This window comes from Flammeovirgaceae bacterium SG7u.111, assembly GCA_034044135.1.
GTDB lineage: Bacteria > Bacteroidota > Bacteroidia > Cytophagales > Flammeovirgaceae.
Window position 1 is genome coordinate 3648320 of record CP139021.1, and the last position, 23309, is coordinate 3671628.

Genomic DNA, 23309 nt, shown 5'->3' on the forward strand with positions numbered 1-23309 from the left:
AAACAAGCGGTGTGTTAAGTACTAGTTTTGTACAATTGAAAAATGCTCATGTAGGAGTACTGTGTACGGCAAACCTATTTCCACCAAATTCAAACCTTCTATCAAAAGAAGCACTCTGGTTAGATATATATCAACATCTTTTTTTCATTGCTTTAGAACAAGAAAAAAGAACTGTGTTAACCCAAATATAACCTAACATAAACCTATCGATTATGAATCCCAAACATTACTCATTTCTATCAAAGGCTAAACTAGCTTTTTTTATCGCATCAATTAGTTCGTTGATTTTACTAAACTCTTGTAGCGACGACGGTCCTGCTGGAGATGACCCAACAGAGGAGTTGCCTTCAAATTTGGTCTATTCTGTAAACCAATTAGAGTTACAGAAAGGTTTGGCTGGAACATCTGTTGAGCCAACGCTCAAAGGGAATTCTCCATTTACTTTTAAAGTAAGCTCAGAACCCGACAACGGCGGGGCTGTCACTATTGATAATGAGGGCGTGATTTCTGTGGCAAACACCTTGGCAGTGGGAAGTTATGACCTCAAAATTACAGTAAGTAACACCGTTGGGACTGCCGAATTTGAGAATGCTTTTTCGATTGTCATCAGTGACAGGGCTGAAGTGACTTTTGCTGCAAATGTAAAAACGATCATAGAAAACAACTGTTCATCTTGCCATACTACTGGCTCACAACCTCAGTTCATCGATTATCAGACAGCAAAAAACAACGTTGATAACATTTTGGATAGAATCCAGAGAGAACAAGGCGAAGGAGGTTTTATGCCTCAGGGAAGGTCAAAACTTCCCCAAGATGATATTGATGCCATTAAGCTTTGGAAAGCAGATGGGTTGAAAGAATAACTCCCATTGACTGATTATCAAAATGTTCAATAATTTAAACTAGCTGAAGAAAACTATGAAAAAAATACTTTTAGCCCTCTTCCTGTTTGGAACTTGGGCTTGCACCTTTGAAAACGAGGAAGAATTGTTTGGAGAAGAAATTGTCGATCCTTGCGACGCCGAAGATGTTTCCTATTCCTTAGATGTTGTCCCTATTATGGTGAGTCATTGCTATACCTGCCACAGCACAGCAAACGCCCCTTCCAATGGGGCAAATATCGTGTTGGAAGGGTATGCTAGGCTGAAGGTCTTTGCAGATAATGGTTTTTTATCTAAAAGCATTAACCACGAAGCTCCTGCCGCTTCTATGCCAAGAAATGCCTCCAAGCTTTCGGATTGTAAGATAAAGACGATCGATCAGTGGATAAGTGAAGGAACTCTGGATAATTAAAAGAACATAAACCAAGAAAGATGAAAAAACTGATACTAACTCTCTGCTTATTTGTACCACTGCTGACATTTGCTCAAGATGACCTCGAAAGTTTACTTAATGAAATTTCTGCAGATTCTGCTAGAAGAAACTATGTGACTTCTGCGTACAAATCCACCCATGTGATCAACATGCAAAGTACCGAACTGAAAGCGCCCGGATCTTTAGAATTTCGTATATCCCACCGTTTCGGGCCGGTAAATGGAGGGGCATACCAGCTTTTTGGTTTGGACCAGGCTACTATCCGACTGAGCTTTGAATATGGCTTTAACGACTGGATAAGTGCAGGATTTGGACGAAGTACGTATGAGAAAACGTACGATTTCTTTTCCAAATTTGCTTTGCTCAAACAGCAAACGGGGAAGGTGAATATGCCAATATCCTTGCTCTATTATATCGATATGGCAATAAATGGATTGAGAAACGAAGACCCCACTCGGGAGTATGCTTTTTCCACTAGGATGTCGTACGTTCACCAGCTTATTATTGGCAGGAAGTTTTCAGATAGAGCATCTTTGCTTTTCTCACCAACACTTGTCCATAAAAACCTAGTAGCGACCACTGATGACCAAAATATAACCTATGCCTTGGGCTTTGCCGGAAGGCTCAAAATTTCGAACAGGGTAGCGCTTACTACCGAATATATTTACAGAGTTCCGCCAAGTGAGGAGCCTCCCTCTTATACCAATTTCCACGATTCATTTTCCGTGGGAGTTGACATAGAAACAGGCGGTCATGTATTCCAAATTCATCTAAGTAATTCACTTCCTATGTTCGACAGAGCATTTATTACCGAAACCAACCAGCGCTGGGAAGATGGTGGCGTTCATTTAGGATTTAATATCACTCGTGATTTTCAACTCAAAAAGTAGATAAAATGAAAAAGTATATTCTTATTCTATTACTGTTAACAGGTAGTTTAACAGTAAACGCCCAAGAAAAAATGAAGTTGGCAAATTCAGAAGTCAGCTTCTTCTCTTCTGCACCTATGGAAGATATCGCTGCGATGAATAAGGCTACAAGTGGAATCATAGATTTTGAGACGAAAAAATTTGTGATGGCAGTCCCTATCAAGGACTTTGAGTTTGACAAGTCGCTGATGCAAGAGCATTTCAATGAAAACTACATGGAGAGCGATAAATACCCCAAAGGCGTGTTGAAAGGTTCTTTTACGGGTGATGTTGACTTGGGAAAAGATGGAGAATACAAGCTAGAGGCTATGGGAGAATTGGACATCCATGGAAAGACAATGGAACGAACCATTCCAGTAACCCTCACAGTGAAAGATGGGAAAGCTACTATTTATTCCGAATTCACTGTAAAACTTGAAGATCATAAAATCAAAATACCTAAAGTGGTGTTTATGAATATCGCAGAAGAAATTGAAGTTAAGATCAAAAGTGAACTGGTGGAGATTTAGTACGAATACCAGTTCAATCGTTCTTTACCTTCGGAGTCTTGGAAATTTCCCCTCAAGAATCAAGGGCTTCTTGAAAGAAAGTCTCCATAGCTTCTGTTCAGCCTGGTAAGCCCCCTTTCTGAGAGGTATTTGATGGGGCATGAGTTATAGAAAAAGTAATGTGGAAGAAAACGATATGCGTTTTCGTGATTTTCAACCTATATAATTCAGATAAAATGCAAAAGTATATTCTTATACTATTTTTAACAGTTAGTAGCCAATTGGCAAGTGCTCAAGGGAAATTCAAACTTGCAGGTTCAGAAGTTAATTTTTTCTCCTCAGCTCCTTTAGAACATATTTCCGCAATCAATAAAAATGCTATTGGGGTGATAGATTTTGATAAAAAAGAATTTCTTATCCGAGTGCCTATCAAAGGTTTTGTGTTCTCCAAGTCCCTAATGCAAGAGCATTTCAACGAAAACTATATGGAAAGCGATACGTATCCGAGTGGAATTTTAAAAGGTTCTTTTACAGGTGATGTTAACTTAAAAAAAGATGGGGAATATGAGCTAGAGGCTGTAGGAGATTTGGAACTCCATGGGAAGGTAGACAAACGAACTATTCCTGTTACCTTAATTGTAAAAAAAGGAAAGGCTAGCATTCGTTCTGCATTTAATGTCAAATTGGTGGATCACGATATTGAAATCCCACAAGTGGTGTCTAGGAACATTGCCGAAGAAATAGTGGTAAAAATAAATAGTGATTTGGTAGGGATTTAGATTAGATACTCCTTCAATTGTTCTTTTATAAAGTAATTCCATCCACCTTGGCAACTTTCCCTTGAGAACTCAGGTATTTCTTGAGGGAAAGTCTCCATACCCTCTGCCGTCAGTTTTAGCAGGGTTTTCCCTTCGGTTTCTTCTAGCTCAAACGTGACCAAGCCTTCTCCTTCATATCCATCGTATTTCCAATCGTAGACTATTTTCTCTTGGGGAATTACTTCCAGAATCGTCCAGCGGTGGGGAAAATTCCGCTCCCCAGCTAGTACGTTGAAGCTCGTTTGAAATCCGACCTCAGCTTTAAAAGCAGGAATGTTTTCAAAGAACCATTTTTTCATTTGTTCCATTTCGGTAATGGCTTTCCAGAGTTCTTCTTTTGAGGAGGAAAAGGCCTGTTCTACGATTACGGGATCTTGCGATTTGCTCATTTTTATATATTTAATTTGCGGTAAGTACTTCTATGGGGAAATTCATAAATAATCCATTATCTAACACTCCTGGCAGCATATTGATTTCTTTTTCCAGCTCTTTTCCAATGTTTTTAAAATTGACATCGAGAATAAAGTTCCCATTTTCAGTCATTACAGGGCCATCTTTCTTAATCCCAATTCTTAACGAAATAGTGCTTGCTCCAAGGGACAAAAGCGAGTTTTCTAAACTATTGACCGCTATTGGCAAAACCTCGATAGGAACAGCAAACTTTTCCCCCAAGTTACTGACAAACTTAGACTTGTCTGCTAAGATATATGTTTTACTTGCAGCAGACATAAGCAGTTTTTCTTTCACCATTGCCCCACCCCTTCCTTTTATCAAATTCTTATCAGGGTCAATTTCGTCTGCCCCATCGAAACACCAATCTGGTTGATATTTTAAAAAAGAACCAGTCTGGATGTCATTTTTCACACAAGCCATTTCCACTTCATGGGAAGTCGGTATCGCAATGATTTCCAGCTTTTCCTCCCTTACCCTCTTCCCTATCGCTTCAATAGCCAACGCACTGGTTGAACCCGATCCAAAACCGATGACATCTCGATATTTGACCAACTGGACCACTTTAGCGGCTATCGCTTCTTTGTCCTCCCTATTAGAAATCTTTGTGCCCCAAGCCAAGTCTTTGATAATCGTACTTTTCCAGTTCATAGGTTTAGCTAAGTTTTTATGTTTTAACTACCTCAACAAAATAACCTATTTTCTTTTAGCAATTTTAAGATTGGGGTAATTATCTTCGCCCCTTAATTTATAGCTTAACCTGAATTGAAAATGAGCGGATTTGATCTTAGCAAAGTGATTAGGCCACATGTGTTGGCTCTCAAACCATATTCATCGGCAAGAGACGAATACTCGGGGCACGAAGGGGTGTTTTTGGATGCGAACGAGAATCCGCTTGGCTCGGTTGGTGGTGGTAATTACAACCGTTACCCTGATCCATACCAGCAAGAGATTAAGAAAAAGCTGGCGATTATAAAAGGTGTGCAGCCCCAGCAGATATTTTTGGGGAATGGCAGCGATGAAGCCATTGATCTGCTTATCAGAGCATTTTGCGAGCCTAAGGAGGAAAAAATATTGATCACACCACCTACTTATGGAATGTACAGAGTTAGCGCCGACGTGAACTTGGTTGAGGTAAAAGAAGTGCCGCTTTCTCCTGATTTCAACTTACAAGTTGATGAAATACTTAAAGAGTTGGATGAACTAACCAAGTTGGTTTTCTTGTGTTCGCCCAACAACCCTACGGGTAATTCATTGCGCAAAGCGGATGTGGAAAAGGTGCTGGAGAAGGCAAAGGGAGTTGTAGTTGTAGATGAGGCGTATATCGATTTTTCTGCTGAGGAAAGTTACATAACCTTGCTCGATCGCTACCCGAATTTGGTGGTGATGCAGACGTTTTCCAAAGCTTGGGGGCTTGCTGGGCTTCGCTTGGGTATGGCATTCGCCTCTCCAGAGCTTATCGGATTTATCAATAAAATAAAGCCTCCTTATAACATAAACCAGCTTACCCAAGAAAAAGCCTTGGAAAGTTTGGGTCAATACACTTCTCAAAAAAAGATGGTAGAAGAGATATTGAAAGAAAGGAAAGGGCTTGCCGAAGAACTTAAAAGCTTGCCTACGGTAAGGAAAATTTATCCTTCCGATGCAAATTTCCTTTTGGTAAAAATAGACGACGCTACTGAAGTTTATAACAAACTGGTAAGCAAACATGTGATTGTGAGGAACAGGTCTAGCGTTCAGCTTTGTGCAGATTGCCTAAGAATTACGGTGGGAAGCAAGTCGGAAAACAATGAGCTATTGAAGTCTTTGCGAGAGCTGTTTTAAATTAAAACAAATGCTGATAAAGACTGGTTGTTAGAAAAGTACAAGGTTTTGTGGAAAAAGTCAATTCTTTGATTTTTTTTGGGAAATCCTTGCAAGTCTTATAGAAAATTTCTTAATTGATAAGAAATAACAATAGCTTTATACAGTATATACTAATATAGTAAAATCTGCTACTTTTCAATTTTACATTTTTTTACCAAATGAACTTGTAGCATATTTCTGTTTTTTTATGTACCCCAAACACCTAACACATGATTACGAAAAAAATCTATTTCCTACTTCTTTCTTTTACTTTAGCTTTTTCTTCGCTCAGCGCCCAGTCAGACCATTATTTGTTTTTTGATGGAACGTACGAGCAGCTCCAAACCCGCGCACTCAATTCGGATAGCCCATATTTTGTTTTTGTATATGCTAACTGGAGTTTACAGGCTAAAAAAATGTATGAGAACACGTTCACTTCTCCAGAGTTTATCAAATATGCTGAAAGCAAGTGGATTGGGATGGATTTGGACGGCGAATCTATCATAACCGCTGGTTCGGCTATTACCGAAAAATATCAACTGATATTTTTCCCAACCGTGTTGTTTTTCACACCCGAAGGAAAGTACTTGGGCAGGCTTCCTGGTTACAAAAGCCCTGCTGAGCTGATAGCCAAAATGAAAGAACTGGAAAACGAGAAAGGCGCCCCGGAATTGGCACTCGATCTTTCGGACGAACAACCACAGGCTGTGCAAAAACCAGGCGAGTATTTGTTTAAAGTAGATGCTAAACTGCTTGACCGCACCGGGTATGGCGTGCAAATTGGCGTATTCAGCAACTACCGAAATGTATTCACCAAGATATTGGAATTACAAAATAAAAAGTACCACAAAAACGTCTCTGTTTTTATCAAAGATATGGGAGATGGTCAGCTTTCTTACAAAGTAATATTAGGTCCTGTACCCGATAAAAAAATTGCAGAAAATTATTTGGGTGCACTAAAGAAGAAAGACGCTACTTATTATGCCAACAGCATTTTAGTTGACCTAAAAGATTTATAACATCAAGCAAGTAAATCGTCGCAAACGTATTCGAAAAACCGCTTTTAATAGATTTAAAGCGGTTTTTTATTTTTCCCAGCTCGGTAGCGTTTGCATTTTTTTGTCTTCCCAAATTAGTTGTTATCCCCATTTTTCCTTCCTAGATTTAAGTAACTCTATAAGTAAACAGTGCTTACCTTATTCAAAAAAACATAACTGCTATGAGCAAAATAGTCACTTTTGGGGAAGTGATGATGAGACTTGCCCCACCTGGCCATGCCAAGTTTTCACAGGCTTCCAACCTTGAGCTTACCTTCGGTGGCGGCGAGGCGAATGTAGCCATTTCACTTGCATATTTTGGCGACCAAGCCACCCATGTTACCCGCTTTCCTGACAACAGCATTGGAAAGGCTGCCACCCAATTTCTCCGCCACCATTGGGTAGATACCGACGAGGTGATTTATGGAGAGGAGGAAATAGGGCTGTACTTTTTGGAAAGAGGAGCGGTACACCGGTCGAGCAAGGTTGTCTACAATCGGTTCAATTCTGCTTTTGCCACTATGCAACCCGAAATGCTTGACTGGGACCAAATTTTCAAAGATGCCGATTGGTTTCACTGGACAGGGATTACTCCTGGAATTTCCAAAAATGTTGCCGACACCTGCCTCGACGCAATTAAAGCTGCAAAAAGAAAGGGGGTTATGGTTTCTTCTGATATGACCTATAGGAAAAACCTTTGGCAATACGGGAAAAAACCTGGCGATGTAATGGGCGAGATGATTGCCAATTGCGACATCGTAATCACTGGAGCGAATGATATAAGTGAAATATTTGGGTTTCCCGAACAAGGAAAACCTAAGGACGAGGAGTTTGCCTTCCAAGCCAAAAAACTAATGGAGCGCTACCCTGACATAAAGAAAGTAGCCGACAAAGAACGGAATTCTCTCAACGCTTCGCACAACACACTAAAAGGCAGGATGTGGGATGGGGAACAACTCCTCCTTACCGAAACGCTTGATGTTACCCATATTATAGATAGAGTGGGAACTGGCGATGCATATGCCGCTGGGCTAATATACGGTTTGCTACATCTAGAAAGCGACCAGCATGCCCTTGAGTTTGCCATAGCTGCCTGCGCTCTCAAACACACCATAGAAGGTGATGCCAACATGGTGTCTGTTTCTGATGTGGAAGGTTTGGTAGGAGGAAATACTTCTGGAGCCATTATTAGGTAGAACATTTGCACAGGCCTAAATTATTTTTAATAATTTGAGGTGGATTTAAGACCTTGATCCATTTTTGTTGTCTTTCAAAAAGACGGATAACAAAAATGGATTTTTTTATCCACTAGCTCCATGATAAAGATTATGATACACCTCAACAAGCTGTGGTTAATTGCTATCTTGGAATAACTTAAGCATATGAAATAACCTCGTAAAGAGAAAGAATGAATCAACATAAAATAAGAGAGGAAATATCAAGTATAATGGTGGAGATTCCTAGCGGTGAAATCACTATGAGGGATGACCGCTTAAAGGAAGCTTGGCCTGTAGAGATTAATCCATTTTTACTTTCAAAACATGTAGTTACACAGGTATTCTACAGAGAAATAACCAACAAGAACCCGAGTGAATTTGAGGGGGAGAAAAGACCGGTAGAAGGTGTTTCGTGGAAGGATGCTATTGAGTTTTGCAACTTGCTTTCGGAGAGGTTGGGGTTGGAAAAATGCTACATTGTAACAGCTGAGAAAGAAGAAACCTCATTTGATGAAAAAGCCAACGGCTTTAGGTTACCAACCGAAGCGGAATGGGAGTTTGCTTGCAAAGCAGGGACGAAAGGAGGCAGATACGGAGAAATTGATACTATAGCTTGGTACAGAAACAATGCTGGAGGGCAAACGCAGGAAGTTGGTCTGAAAGAACCAAATAGTTTCGGACTGTACGATATGCTGGGAAATGTGTGGGAATGGTGCTCAGATATTTATGACGAGACGGTATATGGCTCTTACCGAATAATAAGAGGGGGAGGATGGAACGATGAAGAGCGAGGCTGCCTAGCAACAAATCGCAGAAGAAGCCACCCGATTGCGTTTAAGATAGATGACTTGGGTTTTCGTATCGCAAGAAATATTTTTTAGAAAGCAGAGACCTACTTCGTGCTTATATTTTGAATGCTATTTGAATTTTCAATACCTCTAATAACACTTAGACACAAACCAATTACAAAATGAGAAAACTATTTTTTTTGTTCATTATCCTATTTATCACCACTTCATGTGCCAAACAAAAACATGAAATAAACCTGACAAACGGTCTTTATATTACTAATGCAACAGTGATCAGTTCGGAAGATGGGGACTTCCAGCCTTTTACAGGATATGTAGTCGCTGAAGGAACGAAAATAGTGTATGTAGGCGAAGAAGACCCGAACATAAAGGGGCAGTTCCAAACGATAGATGGCAAGGGGAAGTATTTGATTCCCGGGCTGATTGATAGCCATGTGCATATGACTGAGGTACAAGGGATGGCGTATCATCATAAAGAAAAATTCCCAGAGCTTGCCAAGGCCTATAATATCCAAATGCCAAGAAGTTATCTGTACTTTGGCTTTACCACGTTGATCAATTTGGGCGGGGTTTCCGAGGAGCAAGTAGCGTTTTTTAATAGCCAACCGCTAAAACCGGGGTTATACCATACGGGCAGGTCTGGCGCTTCGGTAGCCAATGGTTATCCTATGAATTTTGCCCCCGCAGAATTCAGGTTTGAGTTAACACCAAATTTTATCTACTTAGAAAGCGAGGCGGAAAATATTCCTGCTAAGTTCGATCCTGCCAACCATTCACCAGAAGCTGTAGTGAGCCGGATAAAGGAGTCAGGTGCAATTGCCGTGAAATCTTACTACGAAACAGGTTTCCGAGGTATGCCAAGGTTGCCCGTTCCCACCAAAGAGATTATGAGTGATTTATTAGAAAACGCTCATAAAAACAACTTGATTTTAACAGCACATGGAAACTCCCTGGAGGCGCATTCATTTTTGAGTGATGTTGGTGTAGATGTAATAGCTCATGGGCTTTGGAACTGGGGGAAATATAGCTATGTCCCTGCTGATTCTTTTCCCAATGAAATAAAAGAAGTATTAGATATTCAGATTGAAAAACAAATTGGGTACACCCCTACCCTCACCGTAATTGAAGGGGAAAGAGTTCTGGCTGATTCCAGTTTTTTAGACGACCCCCAACTTAAAAATGTAGTCCCTAAAGAAATGCTTGACTGGTACAAAACCGAAGAGGGTCAGTGGTTTGCAAAAGACTTGTTTAGCGATCTTTCTACTGAAAGAGTGAATAAAATTTACGGCAATATCCAAACTCATGGGCAACAAGCTTTGAAGTACTTATCGGACAATGGAGGATTGGTTTTGTTTGGCACGGACACGCCTTCTGCCCCAACGTATGGAAACCAACCGGGCTACAACGGGTACAGAGAAATACAGTTGATGTATGAAGCTGGAATTTCCTTGGATAAAATCCTAGCCTCAGCTACGGTGAATAATGCTAAGGCTTTCCACCTCGATTCACTTTTGGGTTCAATTGAAACCGGAAAGCTTGCCAATATGCTGCTTTTATCAAAAAACCCCTTGGAACATGTAGAGGCCTATGATAACATCGGAACAATCATATTAGAAGGAAAGAGCATCGAAAGAAAGGAGCTAGCAATGCAGGAGTAGATTAATAGCTACCTTCCGAAACAGCTACTTTCCATCTCTTATTGAGCTTAACCGTCCTTTGGTAAGAGTTACTCAGATTGTGGAGTTGTTTTATCCCAAAATAAATTAGTGGGGCACTCACTGCAATTAATCCAACGCCAAGGACAACGCTGCTACTTAGCGCAGCAGCTCCGCCTATTAGAGAGGCTCCGCCCAAGCCAACAGAGGTAAAACCGATCAGTCCGGATAAACCTTGGAACATGCCCTTTACAGGGTTTGATTGGAAATAAACAGTGATTTTTGTGATATCAACTAGCGCAACGTAGATGTTTTTTGCAGCAGTTTTTAGTTCGATACTATCCGCTGAAATTTGGGTAAGCTCACCGGTAACCTTTATATTTTCCTTGGTGAAAACATCTAATGTCATCCCTTTTTGAACAATGATTTTATCATTCCGTTTGGTGTCCAATAAAAATAGGCTATCAGACCTTAGAAAGCGCTCCTTACTAAGCTGTCCTCCTATTTCCTCTGCAAATAGATAGGTAAGCAAATCCTTATTTTCAACAGAGTGAGCATAAGTTGAAAAAGAAAGGGTGAAAATGAATAAGCTCGTCAGAAGTAGTTTCATAAGTCAAAATATAGTTGGTTTTACTCAAAATTAAAAGACTGTTGGTAGTGATAACGACCCAGATAAAAAAAGAGAGGGAAAAATCCCCTCTCTTTTTCGAATTTTGCATTTACATGAAGATGAGAATGCAATACCGTAATGACCTTAAAAGCCTATAAGTTTTTGTAAAAAATTGACACATCAAACGGTTTATATTTTCATTCCTCCTGTATTTGCAAACGGCTGATGATACTGCCGTTGCCCCGTAGCTTTGTACATGGCATTTGCCAAAGCTCCAAAAATTGGAGGGAAAGGGGGCTCTCCAAGCCCAGTGGGGGCAATTTCATTTTTTACAAAATGAACGTCTATTGATTTTGGGGCATCGCTATGGCGGATCATGCGGTAGCTATCGAAGTTTTTCTTTTCGGGCATTCCTTCTTTAAAAGTCATCGACCCAAAGAATGCATTTCCAACGCCATCGACCACAGCTCCTTCCACCATATTGGAAGCGGCATCGGTGTTGATCACAATTCCGCAATCAATTGCGCTGCATACTTTTTTTACTATCGGCTTGCCATTTTTCATTACTATGTCCAGCACATGTGCCGCATAGGAATTGTGGCAGAAATAAGCAGCAACTCCTCGGTGAGCGTCTCCGCCTTCTTTCTTACTCCAGTTCGATTTTTCACGTACCAATTTTAACACGCCTGCATAGCGGTCAGCATCGTAATCATTTCTGTCTCCTACTGGATTTTTCTTCGACCTCTCAAAAAGCTCAAGCCTAAACTCAATCGGGTCTTTGCCCGCAGCTTCCGCCACTTCATCTAAAAAGGATTGCTCCACTCCACCTAAGAAATTAGATCTTGGCGCTCTAAATGCACCAATTGTGATGTTGGATTCTATCGCCCATTCTTCGGCAAGGTAATTATCTACCGCACCGGCAGGGAAACGGTTTGCCGCACCTCTGCCCATGGGGCTTTCAGGAATCCCACCAGCTTTCACATGATAGGCAATGAGGTTGTTGTTTTCGTCCAAGGCTGCCCGGTAAGTGGCATGATAAGCAGGGCGATATATTCCGCAGGTCATGTCGTCTTCGCGGGTGTAAATCATTTTTATGGGAGCTTTTGCCTTTTGGGAAATCAGTGCCGCTTCCACTAGGTAATGGTCATATGCCCTGCGCCCAAAACCGCCACCCATTCGTGTCATTTTAATATCTATTTTCTCTTTGGGCATCCCTAAGCGTGCAACCAAGGTTTGCTCGGCAAACTCAGGGGCTTGCAAAGGACCGACTAGTTCGGCATTGTCTTCTGTAACGTGGGCGAAAAAGTTGATAGGTTCGAGAGCATTGTGGGCAAGAAAAGGTGCGGTGTAGCTTCGTTTAATCACTTTTGCTGCTTTTTGGAAAGCAGCTTCTGGGTCACCATCTTTCCTTAGCAAATTCCCAGGTTTTGAAGCCATCTCGTTCATCTGGGCGATATGGTCACTGGTGTTTTCAAGCCCTGAAGGAACTCGGGCTTCATGTTTGTTTCCAAAAAAGTTTCTTTTTTCGATGGAATCTGGAATAGGCTCCCAATCTACTTTCAATGCTTTTTTTGCGTTCATCACTTCCCAAGTACTGTTGCCTACTATGGCGACTAGCTCGGGAAAGGCATTTGTATTAAACATTGCCTTTTCAAAATTTTCGTCAAAGGTTTTTATGGTGAATACGTCTTTAATACCTGACATAGACCTTACGGAAGCATCTTCCATCGACTTGAATTTTAGACCAAAAGCTGGAGGATGGACAATCATAGCAATGAGCATTCCTTCTCGGTGGAAATCCAGGCCAAAAGTAGCCTGCCCAGTCACGATCTTCTTTCCATCCACATTTTTCTTGGAGGAGCTCACTATTTTGAAATCTTTGACTTCTTTAAGTTCCACTTCTTCAGGAACTGGAATGCTGGCAGCAGCGGAAGCCATTTCACCATAACTGGCAGATTTCCCACTTTTTTTATGGTACAATATCCCTGCTTCTGTTGTTATTTCCTCTAGAGGAACTTGCCACGCTTCTGCGGCTGCTCCTCTGAGCATATGCCTTGCCGAAGCTCCAGCCATGCGCAAGCCATCCCAGCCTTGTCGGATAGACTGGCTGCCGCCGGCAAATTGCCTAGTATAAATATCGGTGTTAAATGCTGCCTGTTCCACTAGCACGTTTTTCCAATCTATATCCAGCTCTTCGGCAATTATCATCGGCATGGATGTTTTTACATTCTGCCCAAACTCAGGGTTAGGCGCCATAATGGTGGCAATTCCATTTTCACCTATTTTCAAAAAACCGTTTATATCGAACCATTCTTTGGGCATGGCAAGCATTTCTTTTTCAGCTGTTGGCTTGCAGGAGACCAACCAGCTAAAACCTAGCATCATCCCACCGCCAGCAAGGGCGCTCGATTTCAAAAATGAACGCCTTCCTACTTTTGTTTTTATCAATGTCATTTTCTTATTCTCTTAGATTAAAGGATAGAATTGAATTTTCTGAAGCGTACTAAGAAGCTAGCTTACAGAAGCGGCAGCGGTTTTGATGGCTGCTTTGATGCGAACATACGTTCCACAGCGGCAGATATTTCCATTCATAGCCGCTTCAATTTCCGAATCACTGGGATTAGGATTGGCTTTCAAAAAAGCAGCCGCATTCATGATCTGCCCTGTTTGACAATAGCCGCATTGGGGAACGTCGTGTTCCAGCCATGCTTTTTGCAAAGGATGGTCGCCATTCTCAGAAAGCCCTTCTATAGTGGTGACGGGTCGGTTACCTACTTGGGAGACAGGAAGTGAGCAAGCCCGCATGGCGATTCCGCCGAGATGGATGGTGCAAGCACCGCACTGGGCTACCCCGCAACCGTATTTCGTACCCGGGAGGTTGAGGTTATCTCTCAATACCCAAAGCATCGGTGTACTCGGATCTACATCTACTTCATGGTTCTTTCCATTAATATTCAGATTAAATGTTGCCATAAGTCTTTGGTTAAGTTAATAAGTCTTGAATTCTAATTTACAAATTATTGGATTAGAATGAATTACACTTTTCAAAAATCATAAAAGATAAATCCTTAGCTTCCACTCAATTACTGAGAAAAGTCGCTTAATTCATTAACCGATATTCATTTGGGGTGTAACCAGTATTCTTTTTAAACATTCGGGTAAAGTGCTGAGGATATTTAAAACCAAGCTCATAGGCTATCTCACTTAAAGTTTTGTTGGTATCAAAAATTCGTTCTTTTGCCACATCAATCAGTTTTAGCTGGATAAATTCATGGGCCGATTTACCCGTTTCTTTTTTTATCAAATCACCGAAATAGTTTGGAGAAAGGTTCAGCTCGCTGGCGCAATAGGAAACCGAGGGCAAGCCAACGGTTTGTGGTTTGTCAGAAGAAAAGAAACTGTTGAGCAGCTGTTCAAACCTTTCTAAAACCCCTTTATTGGTATTTTCCCGTGTGATAAACTGGCGGTCATAAAACCTAATACAATAATTGAGAAACAGTTCGATATTATCGGCAATGAGCATTTTGCTGTGCTTGTCAACCGTATGCTCCAGTTCATAACTGATTTTTGAAAAGGAATCCATCACCAGTTGCTTTTCCCGCTCCGAAATATGCAGTGCCTCGTTTACATTGTAGCTAAAGAAACCATACTTATCAATATGTTGCCCTAAGGAAGTGCCCTTGATCAGGTCTGGGTGAAAAGCCACCCCATGGCCTTTGGGCTGGTATAAATCATCACTGCTGTCATCCGTACCATAAATTTGCCCCGGGGCAATGAACACCAATGTTCCTTCTTGGTAATCGTAGGTATTTTTCCCATACCTGAGGTCTCCGCACTTCACCTCTTTGAGTATGGCCAAATAGAACCCAAAATAAGTTCGCTTTAACCTCCTTGGGGCTGCCTTCGAAAAATCAAATACGCTCACCAAGGGATGGAGCGTCTCGTGATTATTAAATTTGTTGTATTGGTCTATGGTGTCAAACTTCAACATCTCAGTTCTTTATGGTTCTTGATAATTCTAATTTAAGTCTTTCTTTGTGTGATTCCATATAAAAGATCTTAGATCAGTGAATTTGGTAGGCAATACAGTAATCTGTATAAGTAGCCAGCAATGCTGTTACTATACCTTTGCAACAGCAGGCATTCATAAAAGCCTGTAATTCAATTCAAACTATAAAGGCTGAGAAATATGAAAAAGAGAATAATATTCCTGTCAATACTGGTACTTGTATCCCTTTCCAATTTGGTTGTTGCCCAAAGTGTAGAGCAAGAAATAAAAGAATTGTCCAAAAACAAATGGCAATGGATGGCAGACAAAGATGTGGACAAACTTGCCACCATTTTCCACGACAAGTCAAAATTTGTCCATATGAGCGGGTCTTGGAAAAAAGACAAAGAACTTGAGATTATTGAATCGGGAAGTATTTGGTACAAGAATGCTGAGGTTCATGATGTAGCTGTTGAATTAGTTGATGACACAGCCATTCTTTGGAATAGGATTACCTTACTGGCACATGTGAGGGGAAGCGATGTATCGAATGAATTTACGGTTACGGAAGTCTATAAAAAAGAAAAAGGCAGCTGGAAGTTGCTTGCCTTGACTTTTAGCAAGGTGCGGGACACCCATAGCATAACGCATTAGCGACACTGCCCTCATTCACTTCCAACAAACTCGCCCGAAGAAGGGATGAGGGTATAAGTTGTAGTGTCCGATACCGATGCCTCATCTCTACAAAAGTTGATGTTGTATACGTCAATCATGTTGCCCTCTATATAAGAGCTTGACCTTGCACAGCTTTCTGCTATTTCATCGTAGGCAATATGTAGGAAGTCAATTAGCTCCATGTCTTTGTTGTAGCTCACCAGTGTAGTGAACAGCTCGTGTTCGCTGGGCATAAAGCTAACGACTACGGTATGAAAATCGGCAGACAACTCCAGCCTGTTTCTAATCCATATTTCCCTAAGGGTGTTCATTTCATAAGGTAGGATTTTTTGAAGGCTTAAATCTGTGAACAATTCATCGGAGAGAAAAGGTCCTTCTGTAGAATTATCAAAATTAGTGGAGTCGGTATAGGGAAGAGATTGCAACACTAAGGACCTGACAAATTGCTCTACATGTGGGCTTTTCTTGGTTTCTACAACGGGTGCTGGGGTGGTTTTAGCAATTGGGGCAACTTTATTTGCCGTATCAGCAAGTTGTTCTCTTTCATCAGCCTCATGTTTGGCCTTCTCTGCAGGTGAGCAGGCACTGAACAATATAAAAAATGCAAGTGGGCGTAAGCAATACCGAAAAACGTTGTTCATGATTTCTTTTTTGTAATGAAATAGGTCTTCAAATGATCTGGGCAAAAATAGCAATGCTTTAATTTATATAAATATTTTATTTACAAGTGAAAAAACGAAGTATAAGGCAAAGTAAAGCATTTGTGAAGGCTGTGAGATTAACTTTGAAAAACATCAATATTTAATCATGCCAATTAGTTAGTTTTGCGCTTCATCTAAATTTAGTGTTTCCCCATGGACTTAGTAATTCAGATCTTAAAACTAATTTTTGTAGTTGCCCTACTCGGAGGCATTTTGTTCTTGGCCTTTCGCTTTTTTAAGAACTTGATCAACTGGAAACCTGGTGGAAAGAAATAACATTCTCTAGCTTTTACCTCCATTCATTTACATTTCTTCACAGCTTGGCAGCAATTTTGCACTTCACTTGCCGAGCCTGCATTTACCATTATCCTATTCAATCTTTCCAAAACCATTATTCAATTGGTTTTATAGCTACTTTCCATTACTAGCTCTCTGATATGTAACCAAATTAATCTTGTTATGAGAAATAGTTCTTTGATGTTTATCATCCTATTTACCACATTTAGTTTTATTACTACACGATCTATGGCACAAATCACCAATGTGGAGTTGAAAAATTCCTCAATTGTGATTTCACGAGCTCAACTTCACACTGTAACAGTAGCCGTTTGTGGTTCTTGCAAAGTTGCAGGCTACAATGGCGCCTATGTAGTAGTGTACAGCGGTCCCAAAGCTTTAATCTACAACCACGGCGGACAGGTAAGGGGTAAACTGCAATTGAGAAACAAAGGGAAAATTATTGAAGTAGGAAAGAAAGAAATATTAGTAGAAGACGCCCTAGGGTATTACCTTTACTACGACTTTACGGGGGCATTCCTCCGAAGAGCCAGAAAGAATTTATAATCCTTATTTATCCTACACGGAAAGGTCGGTATGAAAGCCGGCCTTTTTTTATGGAACGGAACTGCTATTGCCAGATTAATTGGCTGAAACTTGCAAAGGAAGAACCTTTGGTCATAAATTGCGATCCAAGTTTTTTCTAACCAACCAATGCAATGGAATTAGCAGAAATCTATCAACTTTTTAGCGCCTCCTCTGGCGTTTGCACCGATACCCGCAAAATCACCGATGGCTGTATCTTTTTTGCCCTCAAAGGAGCAAGTTTTAACGGCAATGCCTTTGCCAAAGACGCACTTGCCAAAGGGGCATCTTATGCGGTGGTGGACGAGGAACAATTCGCTGGGATTGAAAAAGCTATTTTAGTTGAAGATGTGTTGGAATGTTTGCAAAAGCTGGCCAACCTCCATCGGAAGACTTTGGGCTTCACCATTGTTGGAATAACAGGCTCGAATGGAAAAACGACGACCAAGGAGCTAGCTTACCGAGTCCTTTCCCAAAAATATGAAACAGCAAGTACCCCGGGAAATTTCAACAACCATATAGGCGTGCCGCTTACCCTTTTGGGCATAGGCGCTGAAACGGAAATGGTAGTGCTGGAACTAGGCGATAATCACCCTGGTGAAATCATGGAGCTTTGCCAGATTTCCGAACCAGACTTCGGGCTGATCACCAACATCGGGAAAGACCATTTGGAGGGATTTGGTAGCATGGAAGCCAACATCCGAGCAAAAAGCGAATTATTTGACCACCTTTTGCGAAACGGGGGAAATGTATTTGTGAATTCTATCGATCCTATCCTCAAAAATATGTCGAAGCGTTTTGCCAGCCCAATTATGTATGGGGCTGAAGGCGATGCCCATTTTGCCCAGTTAGAAAGCGCTAATCCATTTATTCATTACCGAGCTGGAGACACATTGGTAAAAACCCAAATGACAGGAGCGTATAACTTCGAAAATATGATGGCGGCGATAGCTCTGGGGCAATATTTTGAAGTAGAAGAAGAAAAAATCCACCAAGCTATAGGGTCGTATATCCCTCAAAACAATCGATCGCAATGGATAGAAAAAGGGAGTAATACCATTCTGTTAGATGCCTACAACGCCAATCCATCGTCGGTAGAAGCTGCTATTGAAAGTTTTGCTCAGTTGGAAACGGATAAGGAGAAAGTCCTGATATTAGGAGATATGTTTGAGCTGGGAAGCATCAGCCAAAGCGAGCACCAAAATATGGTAGCACTTGCTAAGCAACAAGGTTTTGCCAAGCTTATTTTCTGTGGGAATTTGTATTATGAGCAAAAAAACAAAGACGATTTATTCTTTCCCAAAAGAGAAGAGTTAGAAAGGTTTATCCTAAAAAATCCTTTTGAAAATACCTGCTTCTTGCTAAAAGGCTCAAGAGGAATGGCTTTGGAAAAACTGGTAGAGGTTATTTAATACTCTGTAAACTAAATAACCGAATGTTTTAATAGTCTTCATTATGTTGATTTTTGAACCCTGCTGATGGTTACTGGTTTCTAGTTACTGACGGTCCGCTACGATTTTCATCAATTGAATAAGCATTACTAAAAAAACTAGCAACGAGCAACCAGTAACTAGCCACAATCATTTGGGCGAGGTTGTTTTTTCGTTAGGCAAGCAGTTCCCCGTCGGGACAAAAAATCTTGCTTTTGTGTTTAGGTACTTAAACCAGAGCATGTCAGAGCTTAGCTTTCATGCAAAATAGCTACAACTCGAACATGCTCTTCAGTAAACCTTCTGAATTATTACCTCTTAAACTGCTGGAGCATATATTCATAAAAAGCTTCTTGGTCTACATCAAAAGCATATTTTGCCTTGTAACCGCTGCTGGTCAGGAGCGTTTGCCCCTCGTTTGGCGGCCGAACGCTGATATCAACCATAGCCTCGGCTACTTCAAACTTATCTTTCAATGCTAAATAGCTTGTCGCCAAAATATCCCACATATAATAGGTGTAATGATAGCTAGGAATAGTATCAATGGTAGTTGCCCAAAACTGCCCTGTCAAGTCAGATAATTTGTACTCAGCCTGCTTGGCAAGCCTCGATAAAAAAGTTTTTCCCACCGGAACATGGTTTGTTACATCTAGCGGAATAAAAACTAGAGGAAGCTCATACGCCAACATCTTCTTTGCATTTATCGGATCCCAGAACACATTCCATTCCGCACTTCCGTTGTGCTGGAAAGTCTGCACGTTCCCTCCTACTTCAAATGCGCCACCCATCCACACTACTTCGGCTATATTCTCTTTAATGGAAGGATCTTTCTCCAAAGCCAATACCAAATTAGAACATGGCCCGGTCATAAGCACGCTTACAGGCTGGCTGGCATTCTTTATCTTCTCCACCATCAAATCCACCGCATTGGGGATACCGTAAGGATCTGGCGAAGGAGGAAGGTTGATGAGCATCGGCAAAAAGTTCACCACTTCGGGCTGCGCCCTCCATGCAGGCGGGAAAGCATTTACCCCGTGGTATTCTCCCCTTCCCAATGGAACATCTTTTTCTTTTCCCATCAACTGCAACAGTTTGTAACTGGACTCAACGCCCGGTTCCAAATAGCAGTCGGCAGGAGTGATAGAGACGCCAATCAGCTCTATCTCATCTATAGTGAGCAATAAAAGAAGGGACAGAAGATCATCGATCCCTCCGTCGTGGTCCATAAATACAAGTTTCTTCATTATTTTAATTTAGTGTTATAAGTTGGCTCAATATATTCGCTAGATAACAGCAGAGCGATGGGGTCGTTTTGAGACACCCCCCATCGCTAATTATATCCAAAAAGTCACTTACTTGCCTCATAATGGCTATTATAGCTCACAAACCATTTTTGACCCTGAGTTTAATTAGAGCTTATCAATCAACCAATTGCTTCTGATATTCCTTTGGGAACTTCTTCACCGATTTGATCTCTATATTTTTATAATATGCCTCAGCCGCTTCCGACTGAAACTGCAATTTTCCTTTGCTCAAAGGAATCTCTTCGCCATTTATTACTTTGCGAGCATTTTCCACTACCATTACCACTTTTCCATTCACCACATGGATACTTTTCCTGCCCACGCAAATCAGCTCCACCGTGTTCCATTCCCCGTTAGGTTTTTCATTATGCTTATTGATATGGCAATAGCCCGGGTTTCCTCCTCCACCGCCATAGGTAATATATTCTTTGCTATCGTCTGTTACCTGATAGAATCCATCCTTCACCTTAGAAGAGCGAATATCTGCCCTTGCATGTACCAAGCCTACAAAATCTCCCATATCCGTTTCTTGGACCTGAAATTCTAGGCTCGACATCCAAACCTTCCAAAATGTGCCATGCTCCCCATGGCAGTGGTACAAAATACCATTATCCCTTTTTTGGTTTAGCCTAGGCTCCCATTTTTTCTCGCCCCATTTAAACTCAGCTTTCAAATGATAGTCCCCAAACTCTTGGAGCGTAGTAAGCCCAGCATAAACCTCACCCGTTATTTTCAACACCAACTCGCCGTCCTCCTCTATCGTAGTCATAATATTCAGCGGATCGTTCAACCCTATGGGCTTTCCTTTCGTCACATTGGCACTTGTTTCATATCCTTTTATCTCCACAGTTTCGTGGGGCACTCCTACAAAAAGCTCGAAGTTAGAAAGCTCTTTATCGAGCAAAGGCTGCCATTTTTTACTTATTTCAAATGAATTTTGAGCTTGGGCAGGCAAAATAATAGCTGTTCCCAAACAGAACAGCAAAGTCATTACAGTTTTCATATTTAAAGTTTAATCGGTACTAATAAAATATTGCGAATAGTCTACGCTAGAAATCAGTCACTTGGAAATAGCAATCGATGGAATATTTCCCCTAACCTTTTCCAGAAGCTGGAAGTTAGAGAAAAAATCTAATATGGAAGGATTCAGGAAAAATTATTCTCTAATTTGACCTAATATTCTTGGCTACTAATTCAATTATACTACCTGACTTTAAGAAATAGCAAACCGAGTTGAAAAGTCGGGCTATAAAAACAACGACGACGTCACTCTACGTGACGTCGTCGTTGTTTTTTGTTTTATGAAAGTCGCATTATTTAGCTGCTGGTTCTTCCGCAGGCAACCTTTCTGCAATCTTCTTCCAGCTTTTTATAACCCTTTTGGTTTTTCTATGCCACGCCTCCAGTTCCGCATTATCTTCGTCAAACTCGTTATATTCCTCGCTGCGGAGCAACTCGGCACTTTCTTGGAACTTCTTCAAATCCAACATCTCGTTATAGAACGCCATGCCTTTTTCAATATACGCTTGCGTGATCTTCTTCTTGGCAAAGGCATCTATGATAGACTTGTCTTTTAGAATCTCCGAATAGAGTAAAAACGTTTGAAATTTCATTTTGCTGTACCCCTTTTCACGCTCACTCCCCAAGCCCAGCTTAGTATAAGTATCAAAATCATCCTCAAACATGTTTTTCGCAAAATCTACCAAAGGGGTGGTATGGTCCCAAAGTAATTCTTTCACATCACTAAAAGCCTTGGTGGCAGACTTCCTCCTGCCGAAAGCAACCAAATGCTCTTGCCGCTTTTCTACGATCGTTTTAAATTGCTTGAGTCTCTCCTCAAACTCCTTTTTGGGAAAACCGGCCGAAATAGCCGCTTCCAATTCTTTTGGGGCAGATAACGTAAGGTCTATAAATTTCCTCACTGCCTCCATTTTGTCCGTAACTGTGTTGCTCTTAGCCATATACGTATGTTTAAATGAAAAATTAATAAGTGGTTTAATAACGCATAGCCCAAGGCAATGTGATCCAGCAAATTAGCCCATGTACACAATTTTAAAAAGTAGCAAGCATCAAAACAGAATACTACAACCCATTCTTTTACAAGCTATTACACCAATACGCATCAAAAACAACCCTCCTCCCAAAAAAAGTCTATTGACTGTTACAATAATACAAGTACTTTATCGGAGAACTTTTTAGAAAAAGAAACAAACCATCAGGTAAGATTTGTTAAGGAATCAACTATTTTAGAGGGACATAATCCTTCTCCATCCTCAAACCCTCTGCAATCTCCCCAATTCAAGTCATCCTGCACTTGATGCAGGATCTCCCGCCTATTATTCCGCCTTACATTGATCCTCAAAAGGAAAGCTCTACAATGCCTGCGGGTGTATCGAGGGGAGATGACGTTCGCTTATCGACCTTCCTTTCGCCGAACGTCAGGAAGCGCCTGAAACGACTCCGACGTATGTGCCGCTCCGAAAAAAGGGCTCAACCGCTCGGCTCTGTCGAGTGGAAACTATTAATACAACCTCTGGCTACCTTGGGCGGGGATGCCCAATTCATAACCCTCATCATACCAAAGCTTGACAGGTGCGGCCGAGTAAAATAACACACTTGATTGAAAGAACCTAAGTTCCGCAATGCCAGCTGGTGTATCGGGGGGAGATACTGGGTCGTAGCCCGGTATGACTCGGTTTTTTCTTGGGATGACACTGGTTTGAGGTTGCCCGTCGGGGTCGTTTCAGACCGCCCCGACGTTCGCTTATCGACCTTTCTTTCGCCGAACGTCAGGAGGCGTCTGAAACGACTCCGACGTATGTGCCGCTCCGAAAAAAGGGCACAACCGATCGGCTCTGTCGAGTGGAAACTATTAGTGCAGCCTCTGGCTACCTTGGGCGGGGATGCCCAATTCATAACCCTCATCATGCCAAAGCTTGACAGCTGCGGCTGGGGCTCAATAACAAGCAAGAGAATCGTACCAAGTTTGGAAACAGGGTAACGAAGAGCTAGAAACTTGGTACGGCTACACCGAGGGAATAATAGAAGCATGAAAAAGCGAGAGACCCTAAAGGCATAGTTCTCCATTCTTTTTAGCAACCCTAAAAAGAATGGGGAAAATTGTTTTTTGTTTGTAACGTGCAATTAATTTCTGCATAGTGTTAATATCTACAAAGTA

Annotated in this window: 24 protein-coding genes; 14 read left to right on the forward strand and 10 right to left on the reverse strand. The window is 41.3% G+C overall.

The annotated features are described in order from the left end of the window. Positions 1 to 212 precede the first annotated feature (212 nt). The 5 genes from R9C00_14110 to R9C00_14130 all read left to right on the forward strand — a co-directional run bounded on the left by R9C00_14110 (position 213) and on the right by R9C00_14130 (position 3510). The gene (locus R9C00_14110) at positions 213 to 863 is read left to right on the forward strand and encodes a cytochrome c (protein ID WPO38590.1); all 651 of its coding nucleotides are present in this window, start codon (positions 213 to 215) and stop codon (positions 861 to 863) included. 55 nt (positions 864 to 918) lie between these two features. After that, a complete protein-coding gene (locus R9C00_14115) occupies positions 919 to 1293 on the forward strand; it encodes a hypothetical protein (GenBank protein WPO38591.1) in 375 nt (124 codons plus the stop codon). Between the two features lie 20 nt (positions 1294 to 1313). Further along, positions 1314 to 2204: a DUF5777 family beta-barrel protein gene (locus R9C00_14120; GenBank protein ID WPO38592.1), complete on the forward strand. Its 891-nt coding sequence runs from the start codon at positions 1314 to 1316 to the stop codon at positions 2202 to 2204. A 5-nt stretch (positions 2205 to 2209) separates the two neighbouring features. Further along, entirely contained in the window at positions 2210 to 2752 is a 543-nt protein-coding gene (locus tag R9C00_14125) for a YceI family protein (GenBank protein ID WPO38593.1), read from the forward strand. 215 nt (positions 2753 to 2967) lie between these two features. Then, positions 2968 to 3510 (forward strand): YceI family protein, encoded by a 543-nt coding sequence (locus R9C00_14130; GenBank protein ID WPO38594.1) that lies wholly within the window; start codon positions 2968 to 2970, stop codon positions 3508 to 3510. On the opposite strand, the gene R9C00_14135 is transcribed toward R9C00_14130, so the two are convergent. Both R9C00_14135 and rpiA read right to left on the reverse strand, forming a co-directional pair. Next, entirely contained in the window at positions 3507 to 3938 is a 432-nt protein-coding gene (locus R9C00_14135) for an SRPBCC domain-containing protein (GenBank protein ID WPO38595.1), read from the reverse strand. The genes R9C00_14130 and R9C00_14135 overlap by 4 nt on opposite strands. A 10-nt stretch (positions 3939 to 3948) precedes the next feature. Further along, positions 3949 to 4650 carry a ribose 5-phosphate isomerase A gene (rpiA, locus tag R9C00_14140; GenBank protein WPO38596.1) on the reverse strand — a complete coding sequence of 234 codons (702 nt, stop codon included), beginning with the start codon at positions 4648 to 4650 and terminating at the stop codon, positions 3949 to 3951. Positions 4651 to 4770: 120 nt separating this feature from the next. Between rpiA and hisC the strand changes: the two genes are divergently transcribed. The 5 genes from hisC to R9C00_14165 all read left to right on the forward strand — a co-directional run bounded on the left by hisC (position 4771) and on the right by R9C00_14165 (position 10565). Then, positions 4771 to 5823 (forward strand): histidinol-phosphate transaminase, encoded by a 1053-nt coding sequence (gene hisC / locus R9C00_14145; protein ID WPO38597.1) that lies wholly within the window; start codon positions 4771 to 4773, stop codon positions 5821 to 5823. Positions 5824 to 6074: 251 nt separating this feature from the next. After that, entirely contained in the window at positions 6075 to 6863 is a 789-nt protein-coding gene (locus tag R9C00_14150; protein ID WPO38598.1) for an SPOR domain-containing protein, read from the forward strand. A gap of 200 nt (positions 6864 to 7063) precedes the next feature. Beyond that, on the forward strand, positions 7064 to 8077 hold the full coding sequence (locus R9C00_14155) for a sugar kinase (protein ID WPO38599.1): 1014 nt from the start codon (positions 7064 to 7066) through the stop codon (positions 8075 to 8077). Positions 8078 to 8289: 212 nt separating this feature from the next. Continuing rightward, positions 8290 to 8979 (forward strand): formylglycine-generating enzyme family protein, encoded by a 690-nt coding sequence (locus tag R9C00_14160; protein ID WPO38600.1) that lies wholly within the window; start codon positions 8290 to 8292, stop codon positions 8977 to 8979. Positions 8980 to 9068: 89 nt separating this feature from the next. After that, on the forward strand, positions 9069 to 10565 hold the full coding sequence (locus R9C00_14165) for an amidohydrolase family protein (protein WPO38601.1): 1497 nt from the start codon (positions 9069 to 9071) through the stop codon (positions 10563 to 10565). Between the two features lies 1 nt (position 10566). Here the strand turns inward: R9C00_14165 and R9C00_14170 are convergent, their stop codons facing one another. The 4 genes from R9C00_14170 to R9C00_14185 form a co-directional block, all read right to left on the reverse strand. Further along, complete coding sequence (locus R9C00_14170; GenBank protein ID WPO38602.1) at positions 10567 to 11172, reverse strand: hypothetical protein; 606 nt, start codon at positions 11170 to 11172, stop codon at positions 10567 to 10569. Between the two features lie 189 nt (positions 11173 to 11361). Then, complete coding sequence (locus R9C00_14175) at positions 11362 to 13626, reverse strand: molybdopterin cofactor-binding domain-containing protein (protein ID WPO38603.1); 2265 nt, start codon at positions 13624 to 13626, stop codon at positions 11362 to 11364. Between the two features lie 57 nt (positions 13627 to 13683). After that, positions 13684 to 14145: a (2Fe-2S)-binding protein gene (locus tag R9C00_14180; GenBank protein ID WPO38604.1), complete on the reverse strand. Its 462-nt coding sequence runs from the start codon at positions 14143 to 14145 to the stop codon at positions 13684 to 13686. A gap of 127 nt (positions 14146 to 14272) precedes the next feature. After that, a complete protein-coding gene (locus tag R9C00_14185) occupies positions 14273 to 15163 on the reverse strand; it encodes a helix-turn-helix domain-containing protein (protein WPO38605.1) in 891 nt (296 codons plus the stop codon). A gap of 198 nt (positions 15164 to 15361) precedes the next feature. Between R9C00_14185 and R9C00_14190 the strand changes: the two genes are divergently transcribed. After that, positions 15362 to 15814, forward strand: coding sequence for a nuclear transport factor 2 family protein (locus R9C00_14190; protein ID WPO38606.1), 453 nt, complete (start codon positions 15362 to 15364; stop codon positions 15812 to 15814). 11 nt (positions 15815 to 15825) lie between these two features. On the opposite strand, the gene R9C00_14195 is transcribed toward R9C00_14190, so the two are convergent. Next, positions 15826 to 16476: a hypothetical protein gene (locus tag R9C00_14195; GenBank protein WPO38607.1), complete on the reverse strand. Its 651-nt coding sequence runs from the start codon at positions 16474 to 16476 to the stop codon at positions 15826 to 15828. Positions 16477 to 16995: 519 nt separating this feature from the next. Between R9C00_14195 and R9C00_14200 the strand changes: the two genes are divergently transcribed. Then, the gene (locus tag R9C00_14200) at positions 16996 to 17379 is read left to right on the forward strand and encodes a hypothetical protein (GenBank protein ID WPO38608.1); all 384 of its coding nucleotides are present in this window, start codon (positions 16996 to 16998) and stop codon (positions 17377 to 17379) included. 152 nt (positions 17380 to 17531) lie between these two features. Then, positions 17532 to 18809, forward strand: coding sequence for a UDP-N-acetylmuramoyl-tripeptide--D-alanyl-D-alanine ligase (murF, locus tag R9C00_14205; GenBank protein WPO38609.1), 1278 nt, complete (start codon positions 17532 to 17534; stop codon positions 18807 to 18809). Positions 18810 to 19138: 329 nt separating this feature from the next. Here murF and R9C00_14210 read toward each other — a convergent pair whose 3' ends face one another. From R9C00_14210 to R9C00_14220, 3 genes are all read right to left on the reverse strand, one after another. Continuing rightward, entirely contained in the window at positions 19139 to 20071 is a 933-nt protein-coding gene (locus R9C00_14210) for a nucleoside hydrolase (GenBank protein WPO38610.1), read from the reverse strand. A gap of 175 nt (positions 20072 to 20246) precedes the next feature. Further along, positions 20247 to 21134, reverse strand: a complete 888-nt coding sequence (locus R9C00_14215; GenBank protein WPO38611.1) for a DUF1080 domain-containing protein — start codon at positions 21132 to 21134, stop codon at positions 20247 to 20249. A gap of 310 nt (positions 21135 to 21444) precedes the next feature. After that, on the reverse strand, positions 21445 to 22092 hold the full coding sequence (locus tag R9C00_14220; protein WPO38612.1) for a hypothetical protein: 648 nt from the start codon (positions 22090 to 22092) through the stop codon (positions 21445 to 21447). Between the two features lie 857 nt (positions 22093 to 22949). Here R9C00_14220 and R9C00_14225 point away from each other — a divergent pair. Then, the gene (locus tag R9C00_14225) at positions 22950 to 23132 is read left to right on the forward strand and encodes a hypothetical protein (GenBank protein ID WPO38613.1); all 183 of its coding nucleotides are present in this window, start codon (positions 22950 to 22952) and stop codon (positions 23130 to 23132) included. Positions 23133 to 23309: the final 177 nt, after the last annotated feature.